Origin of the sequence: Vibrio sp. 10N.222.54.E6 (assembly GCF_041473955.1) — a bacterium.
Lineage (GTDB): Bacteria > Pseudomonadota > Gammaproteobacteria > Enterobacterales > Vibrionaceae > Vibrio > Vibrio tasmaniensis_A.
Genome location: NZ_JBFRTD010000025.1, coordinates 1 through 11,491 on the forward strand (window position 1 = coordinate 1; position 11,491 = coordinate 11,491).

Here is an 11,491-nt window from a genome sequence, read left to right on the forward strand (position 1 = left end):
CTCAAGTATTATTGGGATTTATATTACACATACTATAACCAAAAAAAATTGAAAGTTATTGGTTAATCAATTTAGTCAGCTTTGGCTCTCTTTGTTATCAGCTCTTGTCGACAAAGCTAATTGCTTGCAGTTGCAAAATATATCATTGGAACTCGCCTTGAGTCGCGACGACTTGCTGACTCAGAGTTGGACAAAAACGATTTAGCAAGATTGCTAATTTAGCGAAGCATGAATTATTAAAAGTATGGCAAATTTGTTTACGTGATTGTCCAGTATCGCTGAAGCAGATCAAATTGTACTATTTGGGGAGTTTACATATATTCAGAAACAGCAAATAAAGTTATTGTTCTTGAATACCTAGTTTTAAGCTATAAATGCAGATTTCCCCAATGCCTTCAGCAGCCCACTGGTCCATTAAGACTCTACAAACTGGAGGCCCATTACCCAATCAGAGACTTTTACAAAGTTAAGCGTATCCACGTTTTGTTTCTTGAACGCTTTTACTACTTTCTCATGAACAATAATATGAGGGTAATCGCTGAATTTTGGCATAAAGACCAAGCGTTCTTTCTCTGGCATCGCAGACAACTTGTTATCATCCAAATAGTACTGCTCAATTGTGTGTCTAGTATCTTCCGGGTCATAATCATCAATCTGACACTTTTCTAGATTCAAAACATCCATTTTCTCAAATACATTAAACACCCAATAGCCCTCATGATATTTGTCATGATCATCTACGATCACGCTGGGGTAAACCTGACAACATGCATTGTCTATATTACCAAGAGATTGTTTAATTTCATCAGAAAATACTGGGTAGGTTGAGTCTAAGTGAGCCTTTTTAATTGGCCTAGAAACCCCTCGAACCAAATCTTCATCACGATAGCAGTTTTCAAAAAGCATTGGCTCATCACCACTTAGCTTGGTGTATTCGTAATCCCTCATGGCTGAATGCTTTTGAGGCTTTAGGTACAAAGTATTTTCATCATAATTTTCGAAAACAATATAGTATTGGTCGTTGTATTGGCTCATTATCCTACCTTGGGTATCCATCTGGTGTTTTGGTACGTGATCGTTTTGGTGTTCCATGGGGAACTACTGGTTTGATAGCGCTTGTCTTTGCCATCTCTTTCGCCCAGTTGATAGTGAAGCCGGTCACTGTTGCAATAGTTATCAGGATTGGTTTGTGCGTTGATAATATCGAATTGGCAGGCGCAGCCGGGTCCTCCTGGAATAAAGTATTGGGAAATTTTGGTCAACGGTAATGAAAAAAATTGCCCTCTTTCAATTTTGTTGATTTTCTTTAGCACTTTACGACTAATCGGGTCGAGCAGCTTATGTATCTCTGACTCGGTTTCTGTTTTCTTAGTCTTTCCATAGCAGTCTTTAATCTTTTTTCTTATCTCTGGATCTCTCAACTCTCCAGAAACGTAACGATGATAAGGTTCTTCCCTAGGTCGGCTAAAGATATGATCGCCGCGGTGTAATTGGCAATGGAGTTGACATGCACCCGGCAAAGTAGCAGGAAAGCCGACCAAATTCGATAACTGGTTGATGTCGTAGCCTTTGTTGACTAGGTTTTCACCCAGCTCACTGTGTTTTACTGCTTCTGCCGAAATAATATGATGGGTATCCATATGGATACCATTATTATAAGGGTGCTCAGATAATTTTTTTACGTTGTTTACCCAGCGCTTACGATAGCCTTTTTTCTCAATCATACCATCGACGAAATCCGATTCTGCCGCCTCTTGACTCATCAGTGTGCCCATAGATAACTTATCCTATACATATTCGATTTCACCCCGGTACAACCGAGGCGTTTTATGTTCTTCACTCTTACACAGTCGACATTTACCCTTTCTAGGCTCATGTTTCTCTTCCACTTGAGCGGTACTATTAACCCGTTTGTCTGCTATGGCGGACTTACGGCGCAATGCCAAATGGCCCGCTAACTTGTCGTAATCTGGCAAGATGTCGACTAAACCATCGACGGTGCTGGTAAAGGTTTCTAGTGCTTGTGCGGCATGAGAGGCTGCACCAACCTTTTTAACGCCCATGGTAAATTTCGCTGTAACCGTCGCAATTCTGGCGGCTGCCCCTGCTGGCCCAGTTAGCAAACCAATCACTATGGTTAACACCACTTCAATGGCAATATACGCAGCTGCTTTACCCACGTGGTAGAAATAGAAGTTAGGTGGGACAGCTTCAATAATCAGGTTCAAGTATGTAAAGAAAGGCAAGATGCTGTTGTCATCATTAATCAACGCCAAGGCCTTAGGGAAAAACTCACTCTCCTTGATTTCCATTGCCCATTCAGGGTCAAACTCCATCACAACAGTGTCAACGAACTTTTCTACGCCTTTAACATCGTTGTTGGTAAAGAGCGTAGGCAAATTCCAAATCGCTTCTCTGTGTCTTGCAATACACTTAATCTTGCGCGCCATATCGTCTGAGCCTTCATTCCACCAAAGCTGCACATCATCAATGGCCTCATCAATGTTCTCGTACGCATCCACACTGGCCGCAATAAGCAAGTTAGGCGCCATACTGGAAATATAAGCCGCCTGTTTTACCCAGCTTGGTAAATCACTTTGAGCTAACTGAACTTCCGTTCCTTTCATCGCATCGGCGGTGTACTTTTCCAATGCATTGTATTTTTGATTGGCGTAAATATAGAGCTTATCAAAACCATCGGTGGTGGCATCTGCTAAGGTATGGCCCATCTCGCCCCAGACTTCGGGAGAGAAAAGTTCCACCACATCAGCACCCCAAGCTTTAGCCCCTTCAAGCACACCATCACCCAAACAAAGTACACCTTCTTCGTTCCATTGTTTCTGGAAACCTGTCATATCTTTCGCGACTGTGTTTAAAAGGCCGTCCAAATAAGTCTCGATAGCTTCCTGTTGTTTTACAATCTTATCTTCAATGCCTGGTTCACCTTCATACTCGATAGTGACAGAGTCTGTGTTGGGCTTGAGATCATCGACCACCACTACACCTCCCTCTGTCTTCTGGGTCTCTAACGCCAGATCCATAGTTTCTGAGGCCGTACTTCTTTGCGGCAATGGATTGAGATCCAATTTGTCTTTATGGGGAACGGAGCCATTGGCTATCACTTTGAGGTTTTTAGCGTAAACAGGCGTTCCCCACAGGTCATCGTGAACGGCACGGATCTTAATCCACTTCTGCTCCTCTAACTCTATTTTCGGTATCGCATTCACGACTACTTCGATAGTCCCTGCTTCGGCAGAGTAAACATGATCAGGCGCTTGAATGACCGAGACATCTGACACATCATCCATAAGTTGACTAGCTTTATTTTCCATACGCTTGAAAGCTTGGCTGAGGTTATCGGACAATTTTTTAGCATAGGTATCAATGGTACTCACATGCTTTTTATAGATATCAGACGACAAGTAATCATAATTCAACCGACTAGCTTCGGACTTAAGAGATTCCACACGCCCTTTTATCTTACTAAGTAGACTCTCTAGTTCAGAGTTGAGTATATTCTTAGCCTTATCCCAAGGGTAGTTATTGATGAAAACCTGAGGATTACCTTTACCACGAGCTCGCATGTAAGCCAGCATACGGTCTGCGGTTTCATGCTTGGGTAAACGAAATAAGACGGAGAAAATTTCCCCTTCTTCCATCACCATTGGTAACCCGTTCGCCAGTACACTATCAAAACTCGTATCAGAGAGACTATCAATTCCCGCGATTAGCGATTCTGACAATACGCTGAAATGAAAATCAGGGTGTCTAAACTCGAAGTGGGCTTTCGTTTCTGCTTCCACAATATCGGCAAAATATCGGTCAGCGGTGAGGCTAGGTCCCATGGTTCCCCAGCCTTCTACTGGCGGGGCAATACGATTCGGGTGCCAGAAGGTTTGCTGTCCCTGAGCAGACCTATCAAAGAAGTCATCATCATTGTAATCGGGTAGGTAGTGTGGGTTGGTTAAACGAACCGGGGTAGCAATAAACTCATCCGTACTTTCTTTAACCAGAATTTTGATTTGACCCGGCTTTAAGCCTGATACTTTGCTTTTGCCAGAGTTATCAAAGTGACCAGGAGACAGAGCACCACCAGAGACATCGGTAATGTCAAAATCTGCGTTCTTAAGAAGTACACCATCCGGGTATCGAGCCTTGATGTAGACAGTGTAAGTGCCGTCTTCATCTTCAGTGACCGTGACAGCAGGGTTTTGAACCCCACCTAGGCACATGGTGTTGCCCTTGTTCATTGTCATTTGGTCTGACAACCTAGCCACGCCTTTCCCTTCGATGATGACACTCGGTGATGCGGAAATGAACTCGGCCTCGGCCTCTATCGTACCCGATGCTACGCCTTTCTTGTCCCCGCCCGCATCGCCTGTGCTCTTGGCAAACTTACTGCCCTTTAAAGCAATACTGTTTCCGCCATCTGCTGTGACTGTCGTAGTGCCTTCCACTAAATCTGCCGACTTCGCGTTATTTCCATAAGGGATTGGTACAACAGGTTTACCGACTGTAGTAAGGCACACATCAGGCAGGGTAGCATTCGCCTCTCCTCCCGAGCCTTTATGGACAACACTGAGTCCATTTGCACTTATTGTAACTGCCATTAATATGTCCTACTTAGATTAAGTGGATTAGTTGAGTTTTACCTTAGCGCCCTGGATCTTATGAATTTTTTCAGCGCTACTACTAAGATGCTTGGCTGTTGTAGTGATACGGCCATCCGTTCCACTATATTTGGTTTGTGTCGTCCCAGAGCCAATAAGCACTTCTTCCTCTGCATCAAGGGTTATCCTCTTTGCTTTAACAACAAGCTCTTGCTCTTCAAGCAAAGAAATATAGATATCAACCAATGTTGGAATGGTAAGATCTTCGGATAGAAAAGAGATTCGGCAATCGAGTTTATTATCGATGGCCATAAAAATTTCTGACTGAGTAAAAGCACGGCCTATTGACGCCCAGAGAGGTTGAGAAAATGGGTTATGCTCAAAATCTACTTTGACTCGATTCTTTTCTGGATGAACTTCCACTACCCAACCAATTCGAGAGCAGGGTTTTGAAGTAGGCTTAAGAATATCTCTTGGTGGCTCTTGATTCATGGTGGGCCCAGTGATTATTTAGAGCCTATTATTTTATCTCTGGGCGATTTGAATAGGTAATGTGGAAATGAATGGTCACTACGATTGAATAATCGACTTTAAAGACATGAAGGCCAATCAATGTAACTAGACTAGCAAATCAATTGGCTTTATCGCATGTGTTTTTCACTTTTCTATAGGTTTATCTCGCACTCAAATTTGTGATTAAAGTCACGCACATCACTATCATTTTAAAGTTGAGAGTATTACATCACTTGAGTAATGATAGAAACGATATACCAAGCCAAAAAGCAACACGATGATGTCTTTTGTGTCGTATAACTTTGACAACTGCTAATGTCAGATAACTTTTATTAGGGGAAACACACATTAACAAGGTGTGAATGAGTAAAAGGTCTACCTTATAATGGGGCATGAATGCGTTAGATCAAAAAGTCTCAAGTTTGAGATTTCACAACCTATAAAATCTACAGAAACGCTTCAGGGTATTACCTTAAGGCTACTCTCCTAGGTTAAACAAAGTAACCTGGACTGAACTCTGTAAACGCATTCGAGCCTTTGGGGTCAATACATATAGCCAAGCCAGTCAATATGGCCACCTCCCCAATTCTTTGCACTCATTGGCTTTATATAAAGCTCATCGACATGTTCAACAGCAACACCATAATTCGTGTGTTCATGAAGCCTTAACCAAGAGTTGCTTCCCTTGACTTGAGTATACCCTCGTACTGAATAGAAACTTTGCAACTCTGAGACAAGAATTATGAAGTCCACCCCCTTCCCTTCACAAAACAAGGAAATTTCGGATAACATAAATGTACCAATTCCTTGACCGCGATAAGGTTCTGCAACACAAAAGTCGACTACCCCCAAAACCCTGTGTACTTCACTCCCAACTTTTATTACTCGATAATCTAATCCGAGATACCCGATAAGTACATCACCTTCATACTGTAGGGCACGAAAATGAGGGAGTTGTTTAAAGTAGGAACGAGATACTTGATGCTTTGGAAATGATTGATTCCTCAACATCATTATTTCTTTATGCTGCTTTTCGGTCACATTAACTTCATATACGATTCTCATACTTCTCCTTGTAAGAGCTAACGGGCGCAACACCAGAAAGTTAAATTTATCAATTGGTATTACATGCCAATGATGAACGCTCTGATTGTGTATTCAGTTCTGAAACTTACAAATTCATATCGAGCAGTGCCCCTCCCCCTAACTTTACGAAGAGTTTACCAAGGCCATAACACCTAACAGTATAAAAATACTTCCAGACCACCTTGAGAAAAAATCAACCCAGTTACTTCTTGCTTTAAACATTTTATGTAGATGACTAGCCATCAAAACACTTAAAAGATCTGCGCTGCTAAACATTAAATTCGTAAAAACGCCCAAAATCAGTAATTGCAGCCAAACAGCAATACTTCCTGCTTCATTCACAAACTGTGGCAAAAAAGCAAGATAAAAAATTGCAGCTTTAGGGTTCAGGACATCTACAATGACACTCTCAATGAAAGTTCTTTTAGGAGAGGTAATATTACTTTCACGAGAAGTAACCCGTGACTTTTTAGTTAGATAGATACGCTGAAACCCTAACCAAACGAGGTAAAGAGCTCCTAGCTTTTGAATGACGGAATAGAGAGTAGGATTAGTTACAAGCACAGAGGATAAACCTAGTACAGCTAAAAGCACATGGACATACCCCCCTATATGAAGGCCGAAAGCGGCCATTATTCCTACTTTCTTCCCTCCTGACACCGCTAGAGCAATACTATAAAGCATCGCTGGACCCGGCATGAACGCATATAACAAGGTCAAAACTAAGTAGGTAAACAATTCCGTATTTGAGGTCACTGTTATTCAAACTCCCTTTTTACGGTTCTGTTAGAAACTAGGTACATTATTGCAGCCATCATTATAATTGTGCCACCTATGATCGTGCGTAACCCCACCTCCTCAGCATAAAAAGCCCAAACTAAAAATGGTCCTAACGGTATCTCAGCTAATCCTATTAAAGCTGCCGACATAGCAGTTGTTCGAGAAACTCCTATTAAATAGACACCGAACCCTAAACCAACATTCGTCACTCCATACGCAACTAACCAATAATAGTCACTGGAAAAACCATTAATATGACTCGAAAACGGATATACAATCAGTGCGCATAAAAAGGCAGACAAGTATGTTGATTTGGCAACTTCAGCCGTTGGATAGTACTTTGCTATTATTGTCAACAACGCCATAAAAAATGTCATCCCAAATGCTAATAATAAGCCTAACTTGTCGTCGATATCCGTGGTCCCCCACATAATAAATACCACACCAAGCATAGATATGATGCAACAAAACAACGTGGTTTTATTGATTTTTTCATTAAGGAAAATAACAGAAAGAACAAATGTCGATAATGGCATCAACCCATATACAAAAGAAACATTCGCCACTGTTGTATAAAAAAAAGAGGCTATAAAACAAATCATACCTGCGGTGACAATCATTCCAATAATTAGTTCACCTTTGGTAAATATCAACATACGGCGACGCTTGATTGGTGTGCTAATAAAATAGTAGATAAATAGCACGCATATCCCGCCAAATAACGACCTCCAAAATAAAGTTGTCGGAAAATCGGTAGATATTATCCTGGTAAATAACCCTGCTGTACTCCATGCAAGGGCCGCAAAAAACACCATGACATTTCCCATTGACATCTCCTAGTTTGATGAACCATTTTTAGTACTAATAAATAGCGAAAGAACAATTTAATCTTGTTCTACAACTTCACGCTCTATATTTTCAATGTCTTCTTTATTACGTAAGAATATCTTCTGTCTAATAAAATATATACTTAAGGATATTTGCTCTCTAATGGTATAGGCGACTGGTAATTTACGTAATATTTTTTTTGGTAGTTTTGCGATTTTTCCTGGGCCCGTAATTCTGTAAATTACAGGTAGATGTGAGCCATACCAAAATTTATAAAGAACAAAAGGATTAATCAAGTGACGTAATCTTACATTACATCCAATTAACCTTGCCATTTCTGGCATATATTGTTCATAATCGACTAATCCTTTAATATTTGGCGTGAGACACATAGCACTTTCCTCATGTTGACGGTCCCTCTCTATGATATCTTTCATCTCCAAAGGCTTAGGAAGTTTTTTCTCTCCCGATAAAAGTAAGGCAAAGTAACGAGCTTGCATTTCTGAACACGCTGGAACACCTCCCTGCATCGGCCTAGCAGTTCCGATATAGGCGAGTTTGCTTCCCCAATCCGGATGTATCATATGTTTGAATAAATTTCTAACGTTAGTGATACTCACCCAAGGCTCAGTAACCTTACATTCCTCCTGAAAACCAGTGCTACACATTATTATGTCGGCTTCCATTTCTTTACCATCATCGAAAATTACTCGCTGTCCGTTTAACTGCTTTATCCCACCTACATTAACTGCAAGTCTCTTATTAATAATATCTTGGACAAATACTTCACTTTTTGTAATAAACTGATTGAAATAGCCTCCAGTTTTCAAAGCCCAATCAAAAGTTAATTTATGTTCTTCACTCAAATCACCTTCTTTTTCGTTAAGGCTTTTAATTAATTCTTTGTTATACCAACTATTCATTCCTTTTGGACCTAGCGCACAAAAGGCGTGTGCAGTATAAGCATCGTTCGTTTGCTGATTATACCAACGGTCTAAGATTGATGGATAATGCCTAATTGAGAGCGTGCATTCATTTGCAACATTCGCAATTTGGTGAGCGATGTCAGCTCCCGACTCTCCGACTCCAACACAAACAACCTTTTTATTTCTAAACTCCTCTGGGTTGGTATAGTTTGCTGAATGTAATATTTTACCAGTGAAAGTATCCTGCCCTTCATAGACTGGAATTTGTGGATTTTGTGTGATCCCAACACAAATTGCTACAGCATCATAATAAGTTGATGATTCGGTATTACAGCAGCTTACGAATACATTAAACCCATCACCCTGAGGTTCGATTTTTGTCACGGTACTATCAAACTGTATATGCTGTCTCAACTCAAATGTATCCGTATACTTTTGCAAATATTCTTCATACTCTTTTCTAGACCAAAATCGTCTCCCCTCATGAATAGATGGAGGAAGTCCTGAAAAAGCCATAAAATAATTTGATACGGTTAACATCAAAGAATCATAAGCAGTCACACTACACTTTGATGTTTTGCAAAAAACACCACCTTCTTTGTGAGATTGTTCGTAACAGGTAACATTATGCCCACTCTCAATCAATTCTTTAACGGTAACTAGGCCAGAAGGACCAGCACCTATTACGCAGACATTTTTTTTCATATTTGAACCCATAAGATATGTCCACCTTAAAATGGACGGGAAAATAAAAGTTTAATGTAAAATTACCTAAATAAATGAATCAACATTTGAATACTCGTCAATATTTGTATAGCAAATCTCTATCTCTTCCCCTTCCTTGATAGCTTCTAAGGCCACAAGTTCTGCCCAAGTCCCCATTTCATCATGCAACCATTTTACAATTGCATTAGGTGATTTTGAATGATTGCATAATGAAACCAAACCAAAAGAAATATAACCACCAACCTCATTAGTATTTGAATTTGTTTTTAAATAACATTCAGGATTCACGAAATAATGTTCGAAAACATCAGTATTGTTTATTAACTTAATCTGAGCTGCTGGAATCTCGCTTGTGGGTGACATTTCTATTAATTCAAACTTATTAATATTGGTTTTGGCAATCACAGCACGCCCTTTACCCTTAACCCAGTTGACACAGATTTTCGCGGAATCAACAAGTTGTTCATTTTTATATATATGGCAGATATTTGTGTTCATAAAAACCTCATAGGAATAAATATCTTTTAATATTAAGCAATTTGAAATTAATTAGAAATATAAGATAGTTGAGTATCTTTTCTTAGAGCACTCACAAACATGTTAGAAAATCTTTCCATATCTTCCCTCGCTCCATTCACAATTGAATTTATAGTGTGTTCATTCATATGTTGTTGTGCACAAGCCAATGCGGCTTCTCCATGTCTCTTATCTACAACACAATGAATACGTATCCACGTACATTCCTTTTCACTCAGTTCCAACCGCTCCACCATTTTTGCTACTGCTTGTGCTAAATAGTGAATTGCATTCTCGATAACAACATTCATTCCTAAGTATTCATAGGTTTTAGCTTCTGTGAAATTATCCCATTGTCTGTGGTAGCTAGAAACCAATTCATCTTCGATTCCGATTTTATAACCCATCGATTTCATATCTTTCATCGCCACAATGTCGTGATCAGCCTCTTCTTCAGCCATCGTAGAGAATAACCTTTGCATCTCAGCTGTAGGTGAAGCTAAAGCTGCTTTATTTAATTGAGCTTCTCCTGGGACAGAGTAGTGATAAAGCATCGAAACAAAATTTATGTAATTAGCTTTTGTTGCTTCTTGCATGGCCAATGCAATTTTATTAGCCCCTGATTCAGCTATTTCTTTTAATTCCTTAGTGGTCTTTAATATTAGCTCGGACTTATCCATGATGTTCCCTCTATCTTTATCTAAATTTTCGAAAGAAGTGTTAAATAAATTAAAACGCTCCAGGGAGAATAAAATAAAAATACCAATGAAATTATTAATTTACTAATAATTTATTAATTACAACTCAAGGCATACCCTAGAATTACAGGTCAAAAATTATCAGGCCCATAATAAGACATGGATAATTATAACGACCCTTGGGATAAAATACGCTGGCATAATGAAGAACGCTTCTCTATTGACGAAGTTGAATTTCATTTGGTTTCTTGGGGAAGTCAAAAAAAGAAAACTACGGAAAATAGTTTCGTTCTAGTTAAAGATCCTTCATTCGCCAAATCAATGGCACGAATCTGTGCTCCTTTGACCCCCAAGAACATTATTGAGTTTGGGTTATATCACGGTGCTAGTCTCGTTTTACTCGATAAGATTTTCACCCCTGACTCCATCATAGGCATAGACGAACGCCAAGAGCATCCAGCCTTAAGTCAATACCGAAAGGGGTCTTCAGCACACTCTGTAATAGAGCCTTATTGTGGAGTAAAGCAAGAGCATACAGACAAGGTCATTCAAATATTAGAATCACACTTCCCCACAAAAAATGTAGATCTAATTATTGATGATTACAACCATTTATATGAACCAACAAAAGCCGCCTTTTTGACATCATTCCCTTATCTAGAGTCAGGTGGGATATACATCATAGAAGATTGGGGGTGGGCGCACTGGCCGGGCGAATTTCAAAAGAAAGAACTGTTTCCCGGAACGCCTTTAAGTAAATTGGTTTTCGAATTACTCATACTTCAAATCGTCATTCCAAATGTCATAG

General features: G+C 39.9%; 11 protein-coding genes. 1 reads left to right on the plus strand and 10 read right to left on the minus strand.

Translation table 11 applies throughout. From position 1 onward, the window contains the following. Positions 1-414 precede the first annotated feature (414 nt). The 10 genes from AB4513_RS15135 to AB4513_RS15180 all read right to left on the minus strand — a co-directional run bounded on the left by AB4513_RS15135 (position 415) and on the right by AB4513_RS15180 (position 10,665). Entirely contained in the window at positions 415-1,035 is a 621-nt protein-coding gene (locus AB4513_RS15135) for an imm11 family protein (RefSeq protein ID WP_017097879.1), read from the minus strand. Then, positions 1,035-1,775 carry an AHH domain-containing protein gene (locus tag AB4513_RS15140; RefSeq protein WP_102258470.1) on the minus strand — a complete coding sequence of 247 codons (741 nt, stop codon included), beginning with the start codon at positions 1,773-1,775 and terminating at the stop codon, positions 1,035-1,037. The genes AB4513_RS15135 and AB4513_RS15140 overlap by 1 nt, the downstream gene beginning before the upstream one ends. 12 nt (positions 1,776-1,787) lie before the next feature. Next, positions 1,788-4,610 (minus strand): PAAR-like domain-containing protein, encoded by a 2,823-nt coding sequence (locus AB4513_RS15145; RefSeq protein ID WP_102258471.1) that lies wholly within the window; start codon positions 4,608-4,610, stop codon positions 1,788-1,790. Between the two features lie 27 nt (positions 4,611-4,637). After that, positions 4,638-5,102: a hypothetical protein gene (locus tag AB4513_RS15150; RefSeq protein WP_017097876.1), complete on the minus strand. Its 465-nt coding sequence runs from the start codon at positions 5,100-5,102 to the stop codon at positions 4,638-4,640. Positions 5,103-5,666: 564 nt separating this feature from the next. Continuing rightward, entirely contained in the window at positions 5,667-6,188 is a 522-nt protein-coding gene (locus AB4513_RS15155) for a GNAT family N-acetyltransferase (RefSeq protein ID WP_016800588.1), read from the minus strand. Positions 6,189-6,332: 144 nt separating this feature from the next. Then, positions 6,333-6,965, minus strand: a complete 633-nt coding sequence (locus AB4513_RS15160; RefSeq protein ID WP_016800587.1) for a LysE family translocator — start codon at positions 6,963-6,965, stop codon at positions 6,333-6,335. Positions 6,966-6,967: 2 nt separating this feature from the next. Beyond that, positions 6,968-7,816: a DMT family transporter gene (locus tag AB4513_RS15165; RefSeq protein WP_102258472.1), complete on the minus strand. Its 849-nt coding sequence runs from the start codon at positions 7,814-7,816 to the stop codon at positions 6,968-6,970. Between the two features lie 57 nt (positions 7,817-7,873). Continuing rightward, complete coding sequence (locus tag AB4513_RS15170; protein WP_016800585.1) at positions 7,874-9,460, minus strand: NAD(P)/FAD-dependent oxidoreductase; 1,587 nt, start codon at positions 9,458-9,460, stop codon at positions 7,874-7,876. Between the two features lie 54 nt (positions 9,461-9,514). Continuing rightward, the gene (locus tag AB4513_RS15175; RefSeq protein WP_016800584.1) at positions 9,515-9,967 is read right to left on the minus strand and encodes an SET domain-containing protein-lysine N-methyltransferase; all 453 of its coding nucleotides are present in this window, start codon (positions 9,965-9,967) and stop codon (positions 9,515-9,517) included. A 47-nt stretch (positions 9,968-10,014) separates the two neighbouring features. Next, positions 10,015-10,665, minus strand: coding sequence for an iron-containing redox enzyme family protein (locus AB4513_RS15180; protein ID WP_016800583.1), 651 nt, complete (start codon positions 10,663-10,665; stop codon positions 10,015-10,017). Between the two features lie 177 nt (positions 10,666-10,842). Here AB4513_RS15180 and AB4513_RS15185 point away from each other — a divergent pair. Beyond that, positions 10,843-11,491 (plus strand): class I SAM-dependent methyltransferase (locus AB4513_RS15185; protein ID WP_133151989.1); only part of this gene is annotated, 649 nt, incomplete at its 3' end.

What these genes read in the sequence shown, in the direction of transcription:
- AB4513_RS15175 (WP_016800584.1), bottom strand. Translation starts at nt 9,967, where the DNA reads ATGAACACAAATATCTGCCATATATATAAAAATGAACAACTTGTTGAT.
- AB4513_RS15150 (WP_017097876.1), bottom strand. Translation starts at nt 5,102, where the DNA reads ATGAATCAAGAGCCACCAAGAGATATTCTTAAGCCTACTTCAAAACCC.
- AB4513_RS15165 (WP_102258472.1), bottom strand. Translation starts at nt 7,816, where the DNA reads ATGGGAAATGTCATGGTGTTTTTTGCGGCCCTTGCATGGAGTACAGCA.
- AB4513_RS15135 (WP_017097879.1), bottom strand. Translation starts at nt 1,035, where the DNA reads ATGAGCCAATACAACGACCAATACTATATTGTTTTCGAAAATTATGAT.
- AB4513_RS15170 (WP_016800585.1), bottom strand. Translation starts at nt 9,460, where the DNA reads ATGGGTTCAAATATGAAAAAAAATGTCTGCGTAATAGGTGCTGGTCCT.
- AB4513_RS15140 (WP_102258470.1), bottom strand. Translation starts at nt 1,775, where the DNA reads ATGGGCACACTGATGAGTCAAGAGGCGGCAGAATCGGATTTCGTCGAT.
- AB4513_RS15155 (WP_016800588.1), bottom strand. Translation starts at nt 6,188, where the DNA reads ATGAGAATCGTATATGAAGTTAATGTGACCGAAAAGCAGCATAAAGAA.
- AB4513_RS15145 (WP_102258471.1), bottom strand. Translation starts at nt 4,610, where the DNA reads ATGGCAGTTACAATAAGTGCAAATGGACTCAGTGTTGTCCATAAAGGC.
- AB4513_RS15180 (WP_016800583.1), bottom strand. Translation starts at nt 10,665, where the DNA reads ATGGATAAGTCCGAGCTAATATTAAAGACCACTAAGGAATTAAAAGAA.